Here is a 23,283-nt window from a genome sequence, read left to right as displayed (position 1 = left end):
TTTATCTTGCTATTTCCCCTTTTAATTTTTTGATCTAAGTAAATATTTACGCAAAAATACAATAAAAAATATATTTGAGAATTGCTAAACATTATATTTAACCTATGATCATAGATATTCATATTTAATATTTTGGAGGGGAAGTTATGTTATATTTTGAGTTTATTTTATTACTCTGTTTTCTCTATGTCGGTAGCCGTTATGGTGGGATCGGATTAGGTGTCGTCTCTGGTATTGGCTTAGTATTTGAAGTCTTTGTTTTACGTATGCCACCATCATCTCCCCCTATCAACGTTATGTTGATTATTATTTCGGTGGTTACCTGTGCTTCCGTCTTAGAAGCGGCTGGTGGCTTAAAATATATGCTGCAAATCGCAGAACGGATCTTACGCAAAAATCCAAAACGAGTAACTATTCTCGCACCTTTAACTACCTATTTTATGACCGTGATCTTAGGTACAGGACACGCAGTTTATACTATTATGCCAATTATTAGTGATATCGCACTGAAAAATAATATTCGTCCAGAACGTCCAATGGCTGCCGCCTCAGTTGCTTCACAATTAGCGATTACAGCTAGCCCAATTTCTGCAGCAGTCGTTTACTATCTCGGACAAATCATTGAGTTACCGGGATTTGAACAAATTACTTTATTAAACATTATTTCTGTTACTATTCCTGCAACACTCGGTGGTGTAATCGCATTATCACTTTATAGCTTACGTCGTGGTAAAGAATTAAAAGATGATCCTGAATATCAACGCCGTCTTAACGATCCTGAATTTGGTCAACTCATTAGAGAAACAACCAGTACAAGTTTAAATGAAGTGTTACCTAGCTCTGCTAAAAATGCCGTCTTGTTATTTTTACTTGCACTGATATCCATTGTTGCAATTGCAATCTTTCCTGAAATCAGAACACTAGGTAACGAAAGCAAACCCATCTCAATGGGATTAGTAATTCAAATGATGATGCTCGCTTTTGCAGGCATTATTCTCATTGCAACCAAAACACCTGCTAAAAATGTCCCTCAAGGTGTCGTTTTCCGTTCAGGTATGGTAGCAACCATTGCGATTTTTGGTATTGCTTGGATGAGTGATACCTATTTTAAATTTGCTTTACCTTCTTTTAAATCTGGCATTACTGATATGGTAAATAACTATCCTTGGACTTTCGCTTTGGCGTTATTTAGTGTTTCGGTGGTAATCAATAGCCAAGCAGCAACGGGTCGAATGCTATTGCCAGTAGGTATTGCTCTTGGTTTACCTGCACCTCTGCTAATCGGTTTATTGCCTGCTACTTATGGCTATTTCTTTATTCCAAATTATCCTTCAGATATTGCAACCGTCAACTTTGATATTTCAGGTACAACCAAAATTGGTAAATACTACTTCAACCATAGTTTTATGCTACCGGGTTTAATCGGTGTGATCGTTGCTTGCTGTATTGGCGTAAATTTAGCGAACATCATTATGTAATTCTAGGTGGTATTTTGCAGATAAAATAAAGGCAGATTATCTTAATCTGCCTTTATTGACTCTTTCTGCTAGTAATTTCAACGAAAATTGTAGCAAAAATATGGGCTGTTTTCTTGCATACATAAGGCTAATCACGAGCTAAATGTTTAATTAATTACACCCCATAATACCCCAAAATAATTTTTACTGAGCTAATTTATTTCTTCTTGCAGTGACTGCATCTGCTAATGCAGATAACACTTTTTCACTGTCTTCCCAACCAAGACAAGAATCAGTAATACTTTGTCCATAAGTAAGTGGTTGACCTTCAACAAGATCTTGGCGTCCTTCTACTAAATGGCTTTCAACCATCACCCCAAAAATACCTGTTGAACCTTTACTAATTTGCTTGCAAACATCGTCACAAACATTCAGCTGTTTTTTAAACTGTTTTTCACTATTAGCGTGGCTAAAGTCAACCATAACATGAGGAATACGCCCTGTTTTTGCAATCGCATCGCAGACGGCAGTAACATCTCCTTCGCTATAATTAGGTCCTTTATCCCCACCTCGTAAAATAATATGGCAATCTTGATTCCCTCTTGTTGCCACAATCGCAGAATGCCCAAATTTAGTTACAGATAAGAAATAATGTGGTGCTTCAGCGGCACCAATTGCATCTAATGCAATACGTACCCCACCATTGGTTCCATTTTTAAAGCCTACCGCACAAGAAAGTCCTGATGCGAGCTCCCGATGAACTTGAGACTCAGTCGTTCTTGCACCAATTGCTCCCCAACTCATAAAATCAGCAATATATTGTGGGGTGATCATATCTAAAAATTCCCCTGCAGTTGGTACTTCCAGATCATTAATATCGGATAACAGTTTGCGTGCAATTCTTAAACCATCGTTTAACGCATAACTGTTGTCTAAATTAGGATCATTAATCAAACCTTTCCAGCCAACAGTTGTTCTTGGTTTTTCAAAATAAACTCGCATAATAATTTCTAGTCTATCAGCAAATTTCTCTCGCATCACTTTTAAACGTTTTGCATATTCGATCGCAGCTACTGGATCGTGAATAGAACAAGGTCCAATCACTACTAACAGACGATCATCTTGCTGATGTAAGATATTATGTACAGCTTGACGGGTATTTTTCACAGTATCTACTGCAACTTGACTCGCAGGATATTTCTCTAACAATGCAACTGGTGGTAATAATTCTTCTATTTTCACAATCCGAAGATCGTCATTCTCAATTTTGATGTCATTTTTGCTAACTGGATTATTGCAATTCATAATTTTACCTATATACGATTAATAATTTAAACTTCCTGCTTATAGAGTATCAAATTCTCTATTGAAACGGATTGTACTTGTAAACTAGTATAATAACAATATCTAATTTTACATTTATTTTCTATTACTTATCTATCATATTAATAGTTACTCAGCACTTTAGCTGGTTGTAACTTTTCTGCCCGTATTGCTGGATAGATTGCAGCAAGTAAGCTCAATAATAACGCTGAAATAAAAACAAGTATTACATCTCGCCAATCTAATTCACTAGGTAAAAAATCAATAAAATAAATACCATCGGAAAGGATTTTTATCGCAAAAAGATGTTCTATTGCTTTAACTAATTCAGTTAAATTTAATGCAACTAAGACTCCAAGTACTAAACCAATCAAACACCCTTTCATACCAGCCCAAAGCCCGTACCATAAAAAAATTCGTTTGATAAAATGCCGATCAGCACCCAGCGTGCGTAAAATCGCAATATCCCCTTGTTTATCTTTCACTGCCATCATTAAAGTTGAAACAATATTAAAACACGCTACCCCAATCACTAACACCATTGCAAGATACATTACTGTTCTAATCAAAGAAATATCATTATACATATAGCCATACTGACTAATCCAAGTTTTGGCATAAAGTGGTTGAGGATAACCTTGTATTTCACTGTAATCAAATGAACGTACCTGAAAAGGATCGTTGACTGCAACTTCAATCCCTGTTGCTTGTTCAGGTTGATAACCTAAATAATGACGAGCTAAACCAATCGGAATTAACGCAAAATTATAATCTAACTGACCATCAAGGCGTAAAATACCACTCACCTGTATTCTTTGGCGTTGTGGTTGTAATAATTGATCTAAATGTGCTGTTTGAGGTGAGATTAAAAGCGAAATCCAATCCCCAACGCCTACCCCCAATTCTTTCGCAATCCCATTGCCAAGAATAATGCCATTATCCTGTCCAAAATTTTGCCAAGCGTGGTTTAAGACAAATTGCCCTAAATTACTGACTTTATTGAATAACTGAGGTTCAATCCCCTTGACTAACACAACCTTTAACTTCCCTGCATTTTCGGCTAACGCTGTAAATGAAACATAGGGGGAAGTCGCTTTTACCTCAGGATTTTTTTGCAATAGCTGTGCTATTTGCTGTTGATCATTAATTAAACTCTCTGTTCCTAACGTGCTAATCTCAATATGTGGTACGACCGATAAAATTCGATTATCCAATTCTCGCTGAAAACCATTCATTGCACTTAAACCAACGATTAAAACAGCAACACCAAGTGCTATTCCAATGGTTGAAAAAAATGCAATCAAGGCAACAAGACGATTATGTCTTTGCCCACGTTGATAACGCCAACTAATAAAAAAAGGTGTATTCATTATATTCACCTTACACCTTAGTCCTTAGGCTACCATCTTGCATCAAATAACACTGTTTGAATTTCTGTGCTAAATGTAAATCGTGAGTAACTAAAAGAAATGCCGTTTTCTGTTCTTGGTTTAATTGTTGAATTAATTCAAACACCGCTTCAGTGGTCTTACGATCTAAATTGCCTGTTGGCTCATCAGCTAACACAATATCAGGTTGATTAACCAAAGCCCTTGCAATTGCCACTCGCTGACGTTCTCCACCCGATAATGCCGATGGTCTATGCGAAATACGATGAGAAAGCCCAACAGCTTGTAACATTTGTGCAGCTCGATCTGCCGCCTGATCTCGTTTTTCCCCTGCAATTAAGAGGGGCATCATTACATTTTCTAATGCTGAAAAATCCGCCATTAAATGGTGGAATTGATATACAAACCCTAAATGACGGTTACGTAATTGTGCAATCCTACGATCCGATAATAACGAAAGATCTTGTTCTTTAAGAAAAACTGTACCACTACTTGGTTGATCCAACCCACCAAGTAAATGTAATAATGTACTTTTGCCTGAACCTGATGAACCAACGATTGCAGTTAAATCTTGATCTTGTAATTCAAAAGAAACAGATTTTAAAACTTCTGTCTGTTTTTCGCCCTCTTGATAAGTTTTCGATAATTCACTGCAACGTAATAATACAGCAGATTGTTCGATCTTTTTATTCATAACGTAATGCCTCTGCAGGTTCAACTTTTGCAGCACGATAAGCAGGGTAAATAGTTGAACATAAAGAAAATAGCAAAGATAGACTTAAAATAAGTCCAATTTGGAAAGGTTCAATGAATGTTGGCAAAGACAAACCATTTGGATTAAATATACCGATAAACAGATCAAGATAGTTTGTTAATACCACACCTAACAAGCCACCGATAAAAGTTCCACTAACACCGACTAACATACCTTGATAAATAAAAATTTGCATAATCTGTCGTTTCGTCATGCCTTGAGTTTGTAAAATGGCAATTTCACCTTGTTTATCAACCACCATCAAACTTAGAGAAGTAACAATATTGGAAATAGCAACAATAATAATCAAACTAACAAGTAACCCCATCATATTTTTTTCCATTCGTACGGCTTGAAAAAACTCTCCTTTTTGTTGCCGCCAATCTTCGATTTGCCATTTATCCGTTGAAAAATAGTGGGATAACTGAGTAATTTTGAATGGATCATCTAAAAATAGCCTTACACCTTGCAACTGTTGTGGCTTTAAACGCAATAATCGCCCAACATCATTGATGTTAGCAAAAACTTCATTCGCACTACTTTGCCCTTGATCCTCGTAAATCGCTGATAATGTAAAAAGACGTTGTTGTGGTACTCTGCCAAAAGGCGTATAGACACTATTTTGGCTAAGGATTAAACGTACTTTATCACCTACATTTAATTGTAATTGAGTGGCTAATTGTGAACTGATCACTAAATTGAATTGCCCTGCTGGTAAAAGTTGGGAAAACGGTTGTTCGATAGAAGACAATAACGGATCATCACTAAATTGACTTATACCTAATAATTTAGCAGGCTGCAAAGCCCCCGCACTTTGCAAAATCGCATTAACTTGGTTAATTACCACTGCTTTGGTGACAAAAGGCGGTAACTGATCAAAAGGTGGGTGATTGATAGCTTGTGGAGATAAAAATGCTGGCTCAGCTTTAGGTAGTACTATGGCATGTGGAATATTTTCTAATACTCTATCTTTCTGGTAATTTTCTAGCCCATTCATAACCGATAACACAATAATTAGTGCACTAACCCCTAAAATAATACCACCAGTAGCTAATGTGGTAACTAAACGTCCAAAACGATCGCCACTTTTTGCTCGCCAATAACGTAATGCAATCAAAAAAGATACTTGCATTATTTTTCCTTTTTAATCTCTCTTCAACAAAAAAGGCATAATACTATGCCTTCTAGATTTGATCATTATAGTGAAATTTTTATAAAAAGCATTGCTGTTTTATACTTTTCTATCGCTATTTCCCTGTTGCGACAAATTCCTCGATATTTTGACTGACCTTTTTCACTAAAGTCGTTACCGCTGAATCAGATGCCCAAGCAATATGCGGTGTAATTAATAAATTCGGTAATACTTTCGCCGCTTCCATTAGAATATTTCCTTTTTCAGGCGGTTCTTGAATCATAACATCAATTGCCGCACCACCTAATTGTCCACTTTCTAAAGCCTTTAATAATGCTCGCTCATCAACTAACGGACCTCGACCTGTATTAATGAGTAATGCCCCTTTCTTACATAAAGCAAGTGTCTTTGTATTAATGATATTTTGTGTTGTGTCAGTTAATGGACAATGGAGTGTTAAAATATCGGCTTCGGCTAACACCTCTTCAAATTTTGTATAGCCCTCTCGAATTTCTGTTACCCCTTGACGTTCTGCATATAATACTTTCATTCCCAATAAAGTAGCCAAACGTCCAACTTCACTGCCTAAATTGCCTTTCCCAATAATCCCTAAGGTAGAACCTTTTACATCAGTAATCGGATAATCAAAGTAACAAAACTGCTTATTACTGACCCAACGATCCGTTAACTGATCACGATACCACCCCATTAAACTATGTTTTAACGCATAAATCATACCGAGAACGTGTTCAGGAACCGTTACCGAAGAATAGCCTGTTACATTTTTGACACAAATACCTAATTCTTCTGCTGCCTTAAGATCAACATTATTTGTTCCTGTTGCTGTAATCGCAATTAACTTAAGGTCTGGTAACTGCTGCATAACTTCTCGGCTAAAAACTACCTTACTGGTAATTGCAATTTCAGCTCCTTGCAAGCGTTCAACGGTTTGTTCTGCTGCGGTATGTTCATATTCCACCCATTGATGGGCAAAATTTGGACGTGGAATAGAAATATGCTTTGGAATTGCAGTGCTATCTAAAAATACTATTTTCATACCTTCCCTCTTATTTAATTTCCATCTCTTCAATATTAACAGCCTTGTTACGATAACAATAGAGAAAAGAAAAGCAATCATCTTCACCCATTTTTGCAAACAAGATCATAAAAACACCCTAAATTCATTTCATCATTGCTGAAATAAACACCAAATTGTAATGTTTTATGCGATAAAAATTTAGCACTCATTTTTTAAAAGCCAATAAACCACTTAACCTTTAGATTAGTTTTTTGTTAGAATTTTGTCATTTTTACTTTTTTATTGATACCGCTATATTTATTTATGACTCAAACAGCCTATAACGCTCAAGATATTACCGTTTTAAAAGATCTTGAACCAGTACAACTACGCCCCGGAATGTACACCGATACCAGTCGCCCTAATCACTTAGGACAGGAAATAATTGATAACAGTGTCGATGAAACTCTCGCTGGTTTTGCAAGCAAAATTGAAGTGATTCTCTATCCTGATCAATCTCTTGAAGTAATTGATAATGGACGTGGTATGCCAACAGATATTCACCCGATTGAAAAAATATCTGGTATAGAATTAATCCTCACAAAACTGCATGCGGGTGGAAAATTCTCAAATAAAAATTATCAATTCTCTGGTGGTTTACACGGCGTAGGCATTTCAGTGGTAAACGCTTTATCTTCTCGAGTTGATGTTACGGTAAAACGTAATGGTGAAATTTATCATATTGCCTTTGAAAACGGACAAAAAATCAAAGAATTAGAAGTTATTGGTAGCTGTGGACGCCGTACCACTGGTACAACAGTAAAATTCCAACCCAACCCAAAATATTTTGATTCAGCCAAGTTTTCTGTTAGCCGACTACGCCATCTTCTGCGTGCGAAAGCCGTACTTTGCTCAGGATTAGAAATTAAATTTATTGATAAAGTCAATCACACTGAAGAACAGTGGTGTTATCAAGATGGACTAAGCGATTATTTAAGTGAAGCGGTCAATGGATTTATTACCCTTCCCGAAACACCTTTTGTGGGTAATTTTAATACCGATACGGAAGCAGTAAGCTGGGCGTTATTATGGTTACCTGAAGGCGGAAATTTAATTGCTGAAAGTTATGTGAATTTAATTCCAACCGCATTAGGTGGAACACACGTCAATGGGTTACGCCAAGGCTTACTTGATGCAATCCGAGAATTTTGTGAATTTCGCAATCTCTTACCTCGAGGGGTAAAACTAACCGCTGAGGATATTTGGGATCGCTGTGCTTATGTCCTATCCTTAAAAATCCAAGAACCACAATTTGCAGGGCAAACTAAAGAACGCTTATCTTCTCGTCAAAGTGCAGTTTTTGTATCTGGCGTGGTGAAAGATGCTTTTAGCCTATGGTTAAACCAACACGTTCAACAAGCAGAACAACTTGCAGAAATGGCAATTAACTCTGCACAACGGCGTTTGCGTGCAGCCAAAAAAGTTGTACGTAAAAAACTGGTAAGTGGCCCCGCTCTGCCCGGAAAACTTGCCGATTGTTCATCTCAAGATCTAAACCGTACTGAACTTTTCTTAGTAGAAGGGGATTCTGCGGGTGGTTCGGCAAAACAAGCTCGAGATCGTGAATATCAAGCAATTTTGCCACTAAGAGGTAAAATTTTAAATACTTGGGAAGTATCCGCAGATCAAGTTTTAGCTTCACAAGAAGTACACGATATTGCCGTCGCTTTAGGTATCGATCCTGATAATGATGATCTATCACAATTACGTTATGGAAAAATTTGTATTTTAGCAGATGCGGATTCAGATGGATTACATATTGCCACACTTTTATGTGCTTTGTTCTTACGCCATTTTCCAAAATTGGTCGAAGCGGGGCATGTTTATGTCGCAATGCCACCACTATATCGAATTGATTTAGGTAAAGAAGTGTATTATGCCTTAGATGAAGAAGAAAAAAATGTCATTTTAGATCGCCTAAAACGTAAACGTGGCAAAATTAATGTTCAGCGTTTCAAAGGGTTAGGTGAAATGAACCCTCTACAATTACGAGAAACGACAATGGATCCTAATACTCGCCGTTTAGTGCAGTTAACCTATCAGCCAAGTATGATAGATGAACAAAAACCAGGCGATACTACCGATGAAACTTTAGAATTAATGGATATGTTGCTCGCTAAAAAACGTGCCGAAGATCGCAAAAATTGGTTACAAACAAAAGGCAATCACGCTGAATTAACGGTGTAACTAGACGCCTGCTATATAAATAAATGGATAATAAAATGGATAATCAAATTAATTACGAAGGTGTAGAACAGATGCCGATTCACACTTTTACCGAAAGTGCGTATCTAAATTATTCAATGTATGTAATTATGGATCGAGCCTTGCCTTTTATTGGTGATGGCTTAAAACCCGTTCAAAGACGTATTATTTATGCGATGTCAGAATTAGGCTTGAATGCGAATGCCAAATATAAAAAATCTGCTCGCACTGTTGGGGACGTTCTCGGTAAATTTCACCCCCATGGAGATAGTGCTTGCTATGAAGCAATGGTTTTAATGGCACAATCTTTTTCTTATCGCTATCCATTAATTGATGGACAAGGAAACTGGGGAGCAGCAGACGATCCTAAGTCTTTTGCTGCGATGCGTTATACAGAATCACGTTTAGCCAAAATTGCAGAAATTCTTTTAGCTGAATTGGGGCAAGGAACGGTAGATTATCAACCAAACTTTGATGGTTCATTAGAAGAACCACAATACCTCCCTGCTCGCTTACCACATATTTTATTAAATGGTACGACTGGGATTGCAGTAGGTATGGCAACAGATATACCACCCCATAACTTAAATGAAATTGCTAACGCTGCGATACTATTACTGGATAAGCCTGACGCTACATTAGATCAACTGTTAGAGGTGATACAAGGTCCTGACTTTCCAACTGATGCTGAAATTATTTCATCAAAAGCGGATATTCGAAAAATTTACCAACAAGGGCGTGGCTCAATCAAAATGCGAGCAACTTGGAAAAAAGAAGATGGTGAAATTATTATTGATGCCTTACCGCATCAAACTTCTGGTGCCAAAATATTAGATCAAATTGCCACCCAAATGCGTAATAAAAAACTTCCAATGGTAGAAGATTTACGTGATGAAGGGGATCACGAAAATCCAACACGGATTGTGATTGTTCCTCGCTCTAATCGAGTTGATACCGATGCATTAATGGCACACCTATTTGCGACCACCGATCTTGAAAAAAGTTATCGGGTAAATATGAATATGATTGGTCTTGATCATAAACCTGCGGTCAAAAATCTGCTAACTATTCTCACGGAATGGCTCACTTTCCGCCGTACCACCGTTACTCGCCGTTTACAATATCGTTTGGATAAAGTCTCTGCTCGCTTACATATTTTAGCTGGCTTATTAATTGCTTATCTGAATATTGATGAAGTAATTGAGATTATCCGTAACCACGATGATCCTAAAAATGAGTTAATACAACGTTTTCAACTAAGTGAAGAACAAGCCGAAGCGATTTTAAACCTACGGTTACGGCATTTAGCAAAACTTGAAGAACACGAATTACAAGCAGAACAACAAACACTTACAGAAGAACAGCGAGAATTACAACAACTCCTAAATTCAGAGGTAAAACTAAATAAATTACTAAAAAAAGAAATCCAACAAGATGCGAAACTTTATGCGAGTCCACGACGTTCTCCTCTTGTTGAACGCAGTGAAGCTAAAGCAATCAATGAAAGCGATCTTGTTCCTGCTGAACCTGTGACGGTAATTCTATCTGAAATGGGGTGGGTACGTTGTGCAAAAGGGCATGAAATCGATCCGAAAAATTTGAATTACAAAGCTGGAGATGCCTATCTCGCTCACGCTTGTGGTAAAAGTAACCAACCTGTATGCTTTCTTGATAGTAATGGACGCAGTTACACCTTAGATCCTCTCACTCTCCCTTCTGCCCGTTCACAAGGAGAACCTTTGACAGGAAAACTTAATATTACGGCGGGGGCTAGTGTCAAACATCTCTTAATGGAAAATAACGATCAACCACTCTTAATAGCATCAGATTGTGGTTATGGTTTTATTTGTAAATATGAAGATCTTATTTCACGTAATAAAGTAGGTAAGGCATTAATAAACTTACCAGAAAATGCACAAATTTTACCCCCTTTACCAGTCGAACAAGATAAAAGCTTATTGGTTGCCCTCACGTCTGCCAACCGTATGCTAATCTTCCCAGTACAAGATTTACCTGCACTACAAAAAGGGAAAGGAAATAAAATTGTTACGATTCCTGCTGAGAAAGCAAAAACAGGGGAAGAACGCTTATCTCGTTTACTCCTCATAAATGAACAATCAACACTTATCTTCCATGCAGGTAAACGTAAAATCACACTTACACCTGAAGATTTAACCAAATTCCGAGCGGAAAGAGGGCGTAAGGGTTCAACTCTGCCTCGTGGATTAAATTCCTCAGTTGAAATTGAAGTGATCAATCAAGAGTAAGCTCTTAATAAAAAAGTGCGGAAATACCGCACTTTCTCTCTATACTGTGATAAAAATTATCACTTATTTTTCATTTTGTTCTGGCTCATCTGTTTTTACAGTGGTTGTTTCAGCTGCAGTGTCCGTTGTATCTGTAGAAGCAGTCACATTCGATTTTTCAGCCCAACCTGCAGGTGGTGTAACTTCTTGACGTTCCATTAATTGCTTAATTTGGAGTTCATCAATCGTTTCATATTTAACTAACGCATCTTTCATTGCATGAAGAATATCCATATTATCTTGCAATAATTTTCTTGCACGTTCATAGTTACGACTAACTACCGTTCTCACTTCTTCATCAATTAAATGTGCGGTTTCATCAGACATATGCTTAGCTTTCGCCATTGAACGCCCTAAGAATACTTCGCCTTCATTTTCAGCATACAACACTGGTCCTAACTTATCTGAAAAACCCCATTCGGTAACCATTTTACGCGCAATATTAGTTGCAACTTGAATATCATTAGATGCACCAGTCGAAATATTTTCTTTGCCATAAATAAGATCTTCTGCAATTCGTCCTGCATAAAGGGTTGATAACTTACTTTCTAACTGCTTTTGACTAATGCTGACTTGATCCCCTTCAGGTAAGAAGAAAGTTACACCCAGTGCTCGTCCACGTGGGATAATAGTAACTTTATGAACAGGATCGTGTTCTGGCACTAAATAACCGACAATCGCATGCCCTGCTTCATGATAAGCAGTCGCTTCTTTCTGCTTATCAGTCATCATCATTGTACGGCGTTCAGGTCCCATATTGATCTTATCTTTCGCCTTCTCAAATTCAACCATTGTTACCAAGCGTTTATTTGAACGTGCGGTAAAGAGTGCCGCTTCATTGACTAAGTTAGCTAAGTCTGCACCTGAATACCCCGGTGTTCCTCGTGCTAATGTCATTGCATCAACATCATTACCAACAGGGATTTTACGCATATGTACCTTTAAGATCTGCTCACGACCACGAACATCTGGTAACCCAACCACAACTTGACGGTCAAAACGTCCCGGACGTGTTAGTGCTGGATCAAGAACATCTGGGCGGTTAGTTGCAGCGATAACAATCACCCCTTCTTTTCCTTCAAATCCATCCATTTCTACTAACATTTGGTTTAAGGTCTGTTCACGCTCATCATGCCCACCACCTAAACCTGCACCACGTTGACGACCAACAGCATCAATTTCATCGATAAAGATTAAACAAGGTGCATTTTTCTTTGCTTGTTCAAACATATCTCGTACTCGAGAAGCACCAACCCCAACAAACATTTCCACAAAATCTGAACCTGAGATTGTAAAAAATGGGACTTTTGCTTCACCAGCAATTGCTTTTGCTAATAATGTTTTCCCTGTTCCCGGTGGACCAACCATTAAAATTCCTTTTGGAATTTTTCCGCCTAATTTTTGGAATTTTGCAGGATCACGTAGAAAATCAACAATTTCACCTACTTCTTCTTTTGCTTCATCACACCCTGCAACATCAGCAAAAGTTGTTTTAATCTGATCTTGGGTCATCATTCTGGCACGACTTTTACCAAACTTCATCGCACCGCCGCCACCGCCTTGCATTTGACGCATCACAAATAGCCAAATACCAATAAAAAGCAACATTGGGAACCAAGAAATTACAATTTGTGCCAATAAACTACGTTTTTCTGGTAATGTGCCTGAAACATTGACATTTTTCTTCAATAGATCATTTAACACTTGATCATCACGAATTGGCATTACAGTAACATACTTATTACCATTCGTTTTTGTTACATTAATTTCAGTGCCATCAAAACGTACATCTTTTACTTGATTAGCACCAATATCATTGATAAAGGTGGAATAATCTACCGTATTTTGTGTACCACTACCAAAGCTTTGAAAAATTGTCATCAAAATAACGGCAATTACACTCCAAAGCATTATATTTTTTAACATATTATTGTTTTTCAAGGCTAAACCCCGTTTTGTTGTTATTGATAAATAAGCATCAGGCTACAATTTATAACCTGTTGCGACAATATAAACTTCTCTTGAACGATCTCTTGAAGCTTCAGGTTTGCGTACTTTCACCTTTGTAAAGAGAGAGCGTACTTCTTTTAAATACTCATCAAATCCTTCTCCTTGAAATACTTTTACCACAAAACTTCCTTTCGTTGCTAACACTTGTTTACACATATCTAATGCTAGCTCAACCAAATACATTGCTCTTGGGATATCAACCGATGGCATACCACTAAAATTAGGTGCCATATCAGACATAACAACATCTACTTTCCCTTCACCAACCCGCTCTAATAAAGCATTGAGCACTTTTTCGTCACGAAAGTCTCCTTGTAGAAAGTCAACACCAACAATGGGATCCATCTCTAAAATATCACAAGCGATTACCCGTCCTTTATCACCAATTTGACTGACTACATATTGTGACCAACCACCCGGTGCTGCCCCTAAATCAACAATGGTCATACCGGGTTTAAACAATTTATCGGAATGTTGAATTTCATCTAATTTAAAATATGCTCGAGAACGCAATTTTTGTTTATGTGCTTGTTGCACAAATTTATCTTTAAAATGTTCATTTAACCAACGAGTTGAACTGGCTGAACGTTTCTTTTTACCCATTAGGAATCCTATTACTTATCTATTTTTTAGTGGTAAAAGATGTTTTTTAAGCGAATTGCGATTAAATATGGTGATTATAAATCAATTTTCAAGTATAAACTGTTGTAAATTCAAACCTTATTACCACTTTCTTATTATTTCATCTAATTTCTATTGTATATCAAAAAGTTAGCCTTATTATCTAAATCACTAAGTAAAATGATAGGTAAAACCGATAATACTACTATTTTTTTATCTTGAATTTTTATCAAAAAAGAAATTATACAACAACAGGGGATCTATACGATAGATTATTTGCTTTCTATTCAGAGGATTAAACGGTAAAATTAATAATCTTTTGAATAATAAAATTAGGATATAACAATGCCAATAACATTATCAACCAAACAAAAACAATATCTAAAAGGACTTGCTCATCATTTAAGTCCTGTTGTCATGCTCGGCGGCAATGGCTTAACCGAAGGTGTCTTAGCCGAAATTGATAACGCTTTAAATCACCACGAGTTAATCAAAGTAAAAATTGCAGGTACAGAAAGAGAAACAAAACAGTTAATTATCAATGCCATTGTGCGGGAAACTGATGCAGTGGCTGTTCAAACCATCGGACATATTCTGGCTTTATATCGTCCAAGCGAACAACAAAAAATTCAATTACCACGCAAATAAATTTTAGGGCTGTTATTCAGCCCTTTTACTTAGACAATAACCAAGGCAACTTACCGCTATATTTATCTCGCATCAATTGATTTCCATTTAAAAAGAACGCTGGCTCTGGCGTATTCACTCTACCACTTAAACGATAATTAACACTATATTTATGCGTACAAATATAATTAGGAAAATATTGAGATAATATATTGAAAAAATGACGATCTTGTCCCCAACCGCCATGCCAATTTGATGCAATCCGAATAGCTATTTCTGTTTTAAGAAAATAAGCATTGGTATCTACCATATTTTCACCGTAAAAATTCTGCCAAGCACCTAATGATTGACAATCATCACGGCAAACAAATCTCCCATCAGATAAAACAATATTGCGTAAAGCATATCCCCAATCCGCATTATGATGTTCTAAACTATTAATACAATCTTGGATATGATTAGGCTCAAACCAATTATCCTGATCGAGATAAGCTAAATATTTGGTTTGAATTAAATGACTAAATGCGGCATAAATTCGATGCCCATAAAAACCATTAGCACCAACATTAATAGGCAAACAACAAAAGTGAAAATATTTATTGTTAACATATTTCTCTAGCACCTTTTCTATCCCTTTTTGGGATACATATTCAGCTCCATCACAAACTAAATAACAATGTGTAGGATATGTTTGTGTTAATACTGAGCTAACAGCTTGTTCTAATTCTACTGCACCAGTAGTTGGAATAATAACAGTAACGGACATTATTTTTCCTATACATAATAAATAAAAATAAAATATTACCAATTATAAATAATAAATTATATAAACTTTGTAAAATTAAATATCCAATATATAAATTTATACTTAGTTGCAATTTTTAAATAAAAGCGTATTATTGCCAACCTAATTTTTAACGTTGGGTTCCCTAACCCCAACTCAATTTAACAGAAAAAAGGAAAAACCAATGATCTCTGCCAATTCACTATTTAATCAACAAGAAAAACTACGTGCTTTAATTATATTAAGTATTTTTCATATCCTAATTATTACATTAAGTAATTATCTAGTACAAATTGCATTTGAAGTAAGAATACCCCTCACTCAATTTAGTTTTCATACTACTTGGGGAACATTCACTTTTCCATTTATTTTTTTAGCGACCGATCTTACTGTTCGAGTATTCGGTGCTAAAGAAGCACGCTGGATTATATTTATCGTTATGATCCCAGCCTTAATTATCAGTTATATTATTTCAATACTCTTTTCTGATGCACAATTCCAAGGTTTTAATGCTTTATTGGATTTTAATCTTTTTGTTTTTCGCATTGCATTTGCAAGTTTTACCGCCTACGTTTTTGGACAACTCTTAGATGTACTGGTATTTAACCGTCTCCGCCAATTAAAACGATGGTGGATTGCCCCTGCAAGTTCAATGGTTTTTGGTAGCCTTTGTGATACATTTGCTTTCTTTGCCATTGCATTTTATCGTTCTAGTGATCCTTTTATGGCAGAAAACTGGATAGAAATCGGTTTTGTTGATTACCTATTTAAGCTCTGTGTTGGATTATTATTTTTTGTTCCTGCTTATGGAGTTGTGTTAAATTATATTATCAAAAAATTAAATTCCCTTACACCATTACAACGACAAGAAGTTTTATCTTAATAATAAAAAACCTAGTTATCTAACTAGGTTTTTTATTTTATAATCCTAATTTCTAATATCTTCCTGTTTTAATTGTTCTAATAACGCATAAAATAATACTAATACAAAGAAATAGAACATATTTCCTGAATTATGCCCAAAAAATACTTGTGTTGCACCATAAGAAATAACGGATAAAATATGAATAATGCCTAAACTTGCCAACAAACGAATTTCCAAATTCGTTGTTTTTAAGGCTGTTGCAAATGCCCAACAAGGTATTAAAAAAACACCTAATAATCCCAATAGTCCTAAAAGACCCTGTTCAACTAAATTATTTAATATTTGATTATGCACATGCCCAAAGCCACTGACAAATTGACTAATTTTACCTTGTTCAGCTAGCACTTTACGCTCTTGTTGTCCGCCTACTACTCCCCAACCTAATAGTGGTTTCTGTTTTATTTCTAAATATGCTGCTTTCCACAACTCTAATCTCGCCCCAACCGAGGTTTCACTCTCTTTTTTAGTGTAATACCCTGAGACTTCACTTCTCGCTTCATCAAGTTTATTTAATACATTTGATGATGAAGAAACTAACAATAAACCTAAACCAACGATCATTACTCCGATAAATAAACCAATCACCTTTAAATTCAAATAATGACGGTTTAAATATAATACCCAAATAATTAGGAAAATAAACGCAAGCCAACCTCCTCTTGAACCAGAAAGGAAACTTGCTAACATACCAAATAATGAAAAAATAAAATATAAACCAGAAATTTTTAAATTATTCTTAGCTAAAAGATAAATAGAAATTGCAAAGGAAAAAACGCCCAATGACATTGCAATATCACCGGATTGAATTGGCATCTGTCCTGCAGAAAAAGCTCTTTCCATTCCTAAAGCATAGTGCTGATAACAAGCAACTAATCCAGTTAAAAAAGCACCAATAGGAATTGCGTGTAAAAGATTACGTAAAGAAATCCCAGTATAATTAAATAAATAAAATAATAAAAAGAATAATAACCCACGACTAGGACCATCTAAATATTTAGTGCTATCTGAATGAATTAAAACTGAGATTAGATGAACTAAAAAATAAGCTAAAAAAGAAAAAAAGATTATTTTTATTCTGCGATCTAATTTTAATAATGGTAGTTGCGTTAGCTTGGCATAGATAAGAAAACCAACCGCTAAAATTAACAAGCCAACAGGCGCATAGTTATACCCCTTATCCAAAGTTAAAAGAGAAATAAAATAAAAAGTAATTAAAAAATTAACAACATAGTCTAATCGCAAAAACCTTATCATTCGCTACTTACTCCCTTAAGTATTAAATTATCTAGAACCAAATCCAGTCAACATAGTTTTAATTGTTTTAAAGACAATTAAAATATCCAACCATAAAGAAAAGTTTTTAATATAATATAAATCATATTCTATTTTTAATTTTGTATCTTCTGTATTACCTGCATATCCCTGCATTACTTGTGCCCAACCAGAAATACCCGGTTTAACAATATGGCGATAACTATAAAAAGGAATCTCTTTTTCAAATTGCTGAACAAATACTAATTGTTCAGGACGAGGTCCAATTAAACTCATATCCCCTTTTAAAACATTAAAAAATTGGGGTAATTCATCTATTCGAGTCTTACGAATAAATCTACCAATCCGAGTAATTCGAACATCATTAACATCAGCTAATTTAGCACCTAATTTTTCTGAATCCATACACATACTTCTAAATTTAAAAATAGTAAATTCTTTCCCTTTCTGACCAACTCTTTTTTGAGTAAATAAAATATCTCCCTTACTTTCTAATTTAATTAAAATAGCAGTTAAAACCATCACTGGAATAACAAAAGGTAAGCTTATTAATACTAAAATTATATCAATCAACCGTTTGATAAAAAAATAAAATGGTGAAGGTAATAATTGCCCTAAATTATTTTCATAAATATGCCGAATTCTTACTCTTCCTGTTAAAGACTCCCTTAATTGTGCTGAGTTATAAACAGGAATAGAATTTAAAGTACAAAAAGCTAAAAATTTCTGCCACTCTACGGTTAAATTAGGTGAATACAGATCAACAGCCACAGCATCAATATTAATTGAATGATTAGTGAATTGATCATCTAATCTAACCCAAATGATATTTTTAATCTTAATTAATTCCTCTATATCTCCCAAAGGGATATAAGCAATTTTAGGAATAATTAAACGTTTCAATAGAAAATAACCTAGAAAACAAAATAATAAAGTTAGAACAAATGAAAAAGAAATCAAATATACAGAGTATTGTATTCTTAATCCCCACAAAATAAATAAACCAACTGAATATAAACCACCAATAGAAGATAAAATAAAACTAGCAGATTTATTCCCAGGATAGCGAGTAAGTACACGTAAGGTTAAAATAATAGAAAGTAAAATTATACCTACAATGATGATACTATTTAATTGTGGTTCATTTGGCTGAAGAATACTCTCTTTTCCCCATAAAATAATAGCAGGAATAATATCTATTATTCCTATCGCTAAAATAACTTGTATAATCCAACTTATACATAATTGCTCATACCATCTATAATGACGTTTATTAATAATAAATTGAGTAGAATTCATTTTAAATTTTTACCTTAATTTATGACGTATAAATTTATATATTTTTCCTAAACACCAAATAGGTAATAATCTAGGTATCATTCTTAATAAGAAATAAAAACTGGTTAAATATAATGATTGTAACTTTAAAGAATATTTCAATTTTGCTAATTGAAATTCACTCTTTATATACTCTAACCCTCTACGTCTAGATAACATTGCATTACCTGCTCTCACATTAACTAATACCTCAGATAAATTAACGCATTTATAACCAGCTGCAATCACTCTTAACCAAAGATTATAATCTTCCATATATAAATGATGTTGGTAACCACCACAATTTATTATTGTATCTTTATGAATTACCACAGTCATATGATTAAATGGATTTCTAATCACACATTTGGTATAAATTTCTTGATAATTTATAGGCACTATTTTTTTATTTTGCTTATTTTCTTCAAATTCTATTATTTGCCCACCTAAAATAGCTATATTTTGATTATTTTCTATATATTCCATTTGTTTTAGAAAACGTTCAGGTAATGAAATATCATCACTATCCATCATTGCAACATAATCATACTGACAATATTTTAAACCTATATTTTTTGCTTTCCCTAATCCAACATTTTTTTCTAATGAAACAATAATAAGTTTATCTTGTAATTTTTCTTTCCATTCTTTAATTACTAAATATAAATCTGTTGTTAAAATGCCATCTTCAACCAAAACAATTTCTGTTGGCTTTAATATTTGTATATCCCAAATACTTTCTAACGCCTGAGATAAATATTCAGGCTTTTCTTTATAATATACACACATTAATACAGAAAATTTTCTCATTTAAATTTCCTAAATAATTTTTTCATTGCCACCTTTATAAACCTACTTAATCCATAAGTTCTAATATATAAACAAATTAAATTTAGAAATAATCTAAAACTTTTATTACTAAATTTTTTATAATAACTATCTCGTTTAATATAAAGATAGAATAACTCTCCTACCTTAGATAGAGAGGGATTAATTTTAATATTATTTTTATTTACTTGTGTAATATATATTAAAGCAAAATCATATTGATTTAAAATATGATTAGTAGCCCCTATTGCTGTTATAGAATTAACATTATAACGATAAAAATATAATACTTCTTTTAAAAAATAAACCTGCTTAATATATGGTAAAGTAGCCAAAAATAATACTGCATCTTCAGCTAAAATAAATTTTTCTTGAACAAAATCTAGAGAGTTTAATGCTTGTTTTAAAACATCTATGTTATAAAGTTTTCCAGCAGATGAATAATTTATATAATATTTATTATCTATAATAAAATTAGCTATATTAGATACATTTCTATTACTAAGTTTTTTTGGTATACAAGTATTATCTTTTTGCCAAAAAATTTGAAATATAACTAAATCTTTATCTGAATATTTAGCTAATTCCTCACAAGCGTGTAATTCTAATTTATCATCGGGGTCTAAAAATAAAACATTATCACCACTACAATTAAGTACACCCGTTTTTCTCGCTGCAAAAGTACCTAAATTACACGGGTGTTGAATTAGTTTTAATCTAGTATCTGACAAATAAGGCAAAATTAAATTAATAGAATTATCTGTACAGCCATCATCAACAATTACTACCTCTATATTCTGATAAGTTTGATTAATACAACTTTCAATCGCCTCTATGATAAATTTTTCTGCTTGATATACTGGAATGACTATACTAATTTTTCTCATCTTCTTACCTTCTTATATAGGCAATATATTTTTTAGGAAAATAATATACAACTGCTTTAAATAAAGTTATTAATTTATGTAATATATTAATGTTTATAATACTTTCATTTCTTTTCTGTTCAATCACACGCTCATCTTCAAGGTTAGAAATAATATCTAAATTTTCAATCACTAACTTGGGAAATAAATAGCCAACAGAAAAATTCTTTTGTTCAGTTTTAACTTTATTAATGATAGTTTGAAAATCATCCGCCAGCCAATAAACTGAATCTACTCCTAGTAATGTTTCAATCAATTTTCGACTAATAACATAACCAACAGTACCAGCTGTATAGTTATAATATAATTTTCCTAATTTATATTTCCCTATTTTTTGTGGGAATAATTGTAGCGGATAGATCAATTTATATTTCCAATTTCCATTAAAATTCTTTACTTTAGACTCACCAAATAATACTACATCAAAGCCTTTTTGTTCCTGTATAATCTTCTCAATAAAAGCAAAATCATTACTAAATAAAGCATCATCTTCACAAATAATTAAATATTCCTCTAATGATGACTGTAAGAAATAGCGATACATAGCCAAATGAGATAAAGTACAAGCCGCTTCACCTAAAGTTATCTCTCTTTTATATAATTTCTTAGCTAAGTTGAAATCAAAATGTTTTAATATATATTCCTTTCCTAATTGAGATTTGGCATCAATTGCTGTAAAAACTTCAAAAGTATTCGCAAACTTTTGTTGAAAAAACTTTTTGCGTCTTAACAAATCACGCTCTAAGGAAAGTACCAATGAAAACATAATAACTCCTAAAAATATATTATCTTCTTACATAAGCAAATATATGCTTTAATAATATTCTAAAATGCTTATCAAATAATAAATATAAGATAAATAACAAGCTAATATATTGAATAGTTTGAATAGCAACATCAATAATAAAATTAAACAAAGTTGATTCAATATATACTTGACTATAATGAAAGCATTGATATAAATAACTAGAAGATATTAAAAGCAAAATATAAAAGAAGTAAGAAAAAAAGTATTCTGATAATTTAATAATTTTCGTTTCTGTGGCTAAAAAGAATGGTTTCCATAATACAACGATAAGTATAAAACTGATTAATGTTCCGATTAAAATACCATTGATACCAAAGAAATAACCAAGAAGAAAAGATAAAGACAAATTAATGCTAGCTTCTGTAATTGGTGCCCATATATCGTGGAATAAACCTTTAATAGATAAAAAACTATCTACTACACCTCGAGTTAAGGAAACAAAAAGCACGGCACTAAAAAGATAAACACTACTATCATTTAAAATATATTGCTTACCAAACCATAAAGAAATAAACGGATTAACAAAAGTAGAAAAACCCCAAATTAAAATGGAAGAGATAAAAAAACGGATTGAGAGGTATTTATAAAAGATAATTTTTTCTTTCTTTATATCATTTTCTGTCGTTAAATTTCCAATACTAGAGTAAATACTATTAGATACCATTTCCATAAAACGGTTTAGTATGCCTGTAATAATTACATAATTAGTATAAATAGTGACTAATGTTAAATTGAAAAAAGAATAGACAATCAGTGGTGATAGATGAGTAACAATAACTGAGCTAATTTTATGTACAAATACTTGTTTAATTTTATTAAAAATTTCTTTATATTTTGTTATTAATCCTTTCGCTGTAGTGAGATCTATCTTGATAGTGGAGTATTCTTTTTCTACCTCAAAATGTAATAAAACTGCCATAATAATACTAGATAAAAATTCAATTAATAGCCAATATACGTAGGCATTACTTCGAATATAAAAAAGTAAAATAATTTGAGCTAAAACTTTTAACCTTAATATACCTTCAAAAATATAGGTTAATTTATAATTTTTCTGATCGACAAAAAATAAAATACTTCGATAATTGAAAAAATAGCCAATTAAAGAAGAAAATAACATTACAGCTAAGGTAAGATAAGGATAATATTTGACTACATTTGCTTTAGCAAAAATAATCGGAAAAAATAGGGCTAAAATAATAGAACAGGCTAATATGAAATAACCTATTTTTCGGTAAAAATAGGCTTGAATTGAAATAATCTCACTGATTGTTTTACTATCATTATCCCGCATTGGTTTATAAAGAGAATAGGAAATTATCCAAGATATTCCTAACTCCGCAACACTTAGAAAACCAATTAAGCTCGCAATAGTTGAATTTAAACCAACCACTTCTGAGCCTAAATATTCAATAAATATTTTACGGGAAAAAAAACTAAGCAATATTCCAATTAAAAAAAAGAAAATATCTACTCGAATATTTTTTAAACTTTTATATGTTCGACTTTCTTTTTTAGACAT

Annotated in this window: 19 protein-coding genes; 5 read left to right on the top strand and 14 right to left on the bottom strand. The window is 33.6% G+C overall.

Features of this window, described 5'->3' with window-relative positions; genetic code table 11:
* Positions 1-146 precede the first annotated feature (146 nt).
* Positions 147-1,478: an anaerobic C4-dicarboxylate transporter gene (locus CEP47_RS02675; RefSeq protein WP_261919537.1), complete on the top strand. Its 1,332-nt coding sequence runs from the start codon at positions 147-149 to the stop codon at positions 1,476-1,478.
* Between the two features lie 183 nt (positions 1,479-1,661).
* On the opposite strand, the gene aroG is transcribed toward CEP47_RS02675, so the two are convergent.
* The 5 genes from aroG to CEP47_RS02650 form a co-directional block, all read right to left on the bottom strand.
* Entirely contained in the window at positions 1,662-2,762 is a 1,101-nt protein-coding gene (gene aroG, locus CEP47_RS02670; protein ID WP_275979636.1) for a 3-deoxy-7-phosphoheptulonate synthase AroG, read from the bottom strand.
* Between the two features lie 140 nt (positions 2,763-2,902).
* Positions 2,903-4,150 (bottom strand): lipoprotein-releasing ABC transporter permease subunit LolE, encoded by a 1,248-nt coding sequence (gene lolE / locus CEP47_RS02665; RefSeq protein WP_261919538.1) that lies wholly within the window; start codon positions 4,148-4,150, stop codon positions 2,903-2,905.
* 10 nt (positions 4,151-4,160) lie between these two features.
* Positions 4,161-4,862: a lipoprotein-releasing ABC transporter ATP-binding protein LolD gene (gene lolD, locus CEP47_RS02660; protein WP_261919539.1), complete on the bottom strand. Its 702-nt coding sequence runs from the start codon at positions 4,860-4,862 to the stop codon at positions 4,161-4,163.
* On the bottom strand, positions 4,855-6,054 hold the full coding sequence (locus CEP47_RS02655) for a lipoprotein-releasing ABC transporter permease subunit (RefSeq protein ID WP_261919540.1): 1,200 nt from the start codon (positions 6,052-6,054) through the stop codon (positions 4,855-4,857). Before CEP47_RS02655 ends, lolD begins: the two co-directional genes overlap by 8 nt.
* A 115-nt stretch (positions 6,055-6,169) precedes the next feature.
* Positions 6,170-7,111 carry a 2-hydroxyacid dehydrogenase gene (locus tag CEP47_RS02650; RefSeq protein WP_261919541.1) on the bottom strand — a complete coding sequence of 314 codons (942 nt, stop codon included), beginning with the start codon at positions 7,109-7,111 and terminating at the stop codon, positions 6,170-6,172.
* Between the two features lie 285 nt (positions 7,112-7,396).
* Here CEP47_RS02650 and parE point away from each other — a divergent pair, with 285 nt between their 5' ends.
* Positions 7,397-9,319, top strand: a complete 1,923-nt coding sequence (gene parE / locus CEP47_RS02645) for a DNA topoisomerase IV subunit B (protein ID WP_261919542.1) — start codon at positions 7,397-7,399, stop codon at positions 9,317-9,319.
* A 35-nt stretch (positions 9,320-9,354) separates the two neighbouring features.
* A complete protein-coding gene (gene parC, locus CEP47_RS02640) occupies positions 9,355-11,604 on the top strand; it encodes a DNA topoisomerase IV subunit A (RefSeq protein WP_261919543.1) in 2,250 nt (749 codons plus the stop codon).
* Between the two features lie 63 nt (positions 11,605-11,667).
* Here the strand turns inward: parC and ftsH are convergent, their stop codons facing one another.
* Both ftsH and rlmE read right to left on the bottom strand, forming a co-directional pair.
* Complete coding sequence (ftsH, locus tag CEP47_RS02635; protein WP_261919544.1) at positions 11,668-13,569, bottom strand: ATP-dependent zinc metalloprotease FtsH; 1,902 nt, start codon at positions 13,567-13,569, stop codon at positions 11,668-11,670.
* Between the two features lie 57 nt (positions 13,570-13,626).
* Positions 13,627-14,256, bottom strand: a complete 630-nt coding sequence (gene rlmE / locus CEP47_RS02630) for a 23S rRNA (uridine(2552)-2'-O)-methyltransferase RlmE (RefSeq protein WP_261919545.1) — start codon at positions 14,254-14,256, stop codon at positions 13,627-13,629.
* 363 nt (positions 14,257-14,619) lie between these two features.
* Here rlmE and yhbY point away from each other — a divergent pair, with 363 nt between their 5' ends.
* Entirely contained in the window at positions 14,620-14,922 is a 303-nt protein-coding gene (yhbY, locus tag CEP47_RS02625; protein WP_261919546.1) for a ribosome assembly RNA-binding protein YhbY, read from the top strand.
* Between the two features lie 25 nt (positions 14,923-14,947).
* Here the strand turns inward: yhbY and CEP47_RS02620 are convergent, their stop codons facing one another.
* Entirely contained in the window at positions 14,948-15,667 is a 720-nt protein-coding gene (locus tag CEP47_RS02620; RefSeq protein ID WP_261919547.1) for a glycosyltransferase family 2 protein, read from the bottom strand.
* 202 nt (positions 15,668-15,869) lie between these two features.
* Here CEP47_RS02620 and CEP47_RS02615 point away from each other — a divergent pair, with 202 nt between their 5' ends.
* Complete coding sequence (locus tag CEP47_RS02615; RefSeq protein WP_261919548.1) at positions 15,870-16,568, top strand: 7-cyano-7-deazaguanine/7-aminomethyl-7-deazaguanine transporter; 699 nt, start codon at positions 15,870-15,872, stop codon at positions 16,566-16,568.
* Between the two features lie 45 nt (positions 16,569-16,613).
* Here CEP47_RS02615 and CEP47_RS02610 read toward each other — a convergent pair whose 3' ends face one another.
* The 6 genes from CEP47_RS02610 to CEP47_RS02585 are packed head-to-tail and all read right to left on the bottom strand — an operon-like array spanning position 16,614 to position 23,283.
* On the bottom strand, positions 16,614-17,864 hold the full coding sequence (locus tag CEP47_RS02610; RefSeq protein WP_261919549.1) for an O-antigen ligase family protein: 1,251 nt from the start codon (positions 17,862-17,864) through the stop codon (positions 16,614-16,616).
* 27 nt (positions 17,865-17,891) lie between these two features.
* Positions 17,892-19,181, bottom strand: a complete 1,290-nt coding sequence (locus CEP47_RS02605) for a sugar transferase (protein WP_261919550.1) — start codon at positions 19,179-19,181, stop codon at positions 17,892-17,894.
* Positions 19,182-19,190: 9 nt separating this feature from the next.
* Positions 19,191-20,009 (bottom strand): glycosyltransferase, encoded by an 819-nt coding sequence (locus CEP47_RS02600; protein WP_261919551.1) that lies wholly within the window; start codon positions 20,007-20,009, stop codon positions 19,191-19,193.
* Positions 20,006-20,914 (bottom strand): glycosyltransferase family 2 protein, encoded by a 909-nt coding sequence (locus CEP47_RS02595; RefSeq protein ID WP_261919552.1) that lies wholly within the window; start codon positions 20,912-20,914, stop codon positions 20,006-20,008. The genes CEP47_RS02600 and CEP47_RS02595 overlap by 4 nt, the downstream gene beginning before the upstream one ends.
* Positions 20,915-20,918: 4 nt before the next feature.
* A complete protein-coding gene (locus tag CEP47_RS02590; protein WP_261919553.1) occupies positions 20,919-21,719 on the bottom strand; it encodes a glycosyltransferase family 25 protein in 801 nt (266 codons plus the stop codon).
* A 19-nt stretch (positions 21,720-21,738) separates the two neighbouring features.
* Positions 21,739-23,283 (bottom strand): MATE family efflux transporter, encoded by a 1,545-nt coding sequence (locus tag CEP47_RS02585; RefSeq protein ID WP_261919554.1) that lies wholly within the window; start codon positions 23,281-23,283, stop codon positions 21,739-21,741.

It is taken from the genome of Mergibacter septicus (genome assembly GCF_003265225.1).
GTDB lineage: Bacteria > Pseudomonadota > Gammaproteobacteria > Enterobacterales > Pasteurellaceae > Mergibacter > Mergibacter septicus.
The sequence above is the reverse complement of the archived record's forward strand: the minus strand, read 5'-3'. Positions and strand labels throughout refer to the sequence as shown.

Bases quoted from the DNA above. Each gene is read 5' to 3' on its own strand.
- CEP47_RS02615 (WP_261919548.1), top strand. From the start codon at position 15,870: ATGATCTCTGCCAATTCACTATTTAATCAACAAGAAAAACTACGTGCT.
- CEP47_RS02595 (WP_261919552.1), bottom strand. From the start codon at position 20,914: ATGAGAAAAATTAGTATAGTCATTCCAGTATATCAAGCAGAAAAATTT.
- CEP47_RS02650 (WP_261919541.1), bottom strand. From the start codon at position 7,111: ATGAAAATAGTATTTTTAGATAGCACTGCAATTCCAAAGCATATTTCT.
- rlmE (WP_261919545.1), bottom strand. From the start codon at position 14,256: ATGGGTAAAAAGAAACGTTCAGCCAGTTCAACTCGTTGGTTAAATGAA.
- CEP47_RS02590 (WP_261919553.1), bottom strand. From the start codon at position 21,719: ATGTTTTCATTGGTACTTTCCTTAGAGCGTGATTTGTTAAGACGCAAA.
- yhbY (WP_261919546.1), top strand. From the start codon at position 14,620: ATGCCAATAACATTATCAACCAAACAAAAACAATATCTAAAAGGACTT.
- CEP47_RS02675 (WP_261919537.1), top strand. From the start codon at position 147: ATGTTATATTTTGAGTTTATTTTATTACTCTGTTTTCTCTATGTCGGT.
- CEP47_RS02585 (WP_261919554.1), bottom strand. From the start codon at position 23,283: ATGTCTAAAAAAGAAAGTCGAACATATAAAAGTTTAAAAAATATTCGA.
- parC (WP_261919543.1), top strand. From the start codon at position 9,355: ATGGATAATCAAATTAATTACGAAGGTGTAGAACAGATGCCGATTCAC.
- CEP47_RS02610 (WP_261919549.1), bottom strand. From the start codon at position 17,864: ATGATAAGGTTTTTGCGATTAGACTATGTTGTTAATTTTTTAATTACT.
- parE (WP_261919542.1), top strand. From the start codon at position 7,397: ATGACTCAAACAGCCTATAACGCTCAAGATATTACCGTTTTAAAAGAT.
- CEP47_RS02600 (WP_261919551.1), bottom strand. From the start codon at position 20,009: ATGAGAAAATTTTCTGTATTAATGTGTGTATATTATAAAGAAAAGCCT.
- ftsH (WP_261919544.1), bottom strand. From the start codon at position 13,569: ATGTTAAAAAATATAATGCTTTGGAGTGTAATTGCCGTTATTTTGATG.
- lolE (WP_261919538.1), bottom strand. From the start codon at position 4,150: ATGAATACACCTTTTTTTATTAGTTGGCGTTATCAACGTGGGCAAAGA.
- CEP47_RS02620 (WP_261919547.1), bottom strand. From the start codon at position 15,667: ATGTCCGTTACTGTTATTATTCCAACTACTGGTGCAGTAGAATTAGAA.
- lolD (WP_261919539.1), bottom strand. From the start codon at position 4,862: ATGAATAAAAAGATCGAACAATCTGCTGTATTATTACGTTGCAGTGAA.
- aroG (WP_275979636.1), bottom strand. From the start codon at position 2,762: ATGAATTGCAATAATCCAGTTAGCAAAAATGACATCAAAATTGAGAAT.
- CEP47_RS02655 (WP_261919540.1), bottom strand. From the start codon at position 6,054: ATGCAAGTATCTTTTTTGATTGCATTACGTTATTGGCGAGCAAAAAGT.
- CEP47_RS02605 (WP_261919550.1), bottom strand. From the start codon at position 19,181: ATGAATTCTACTCAATTTATTATTAATAAACGTCATTATAGATGGTAT.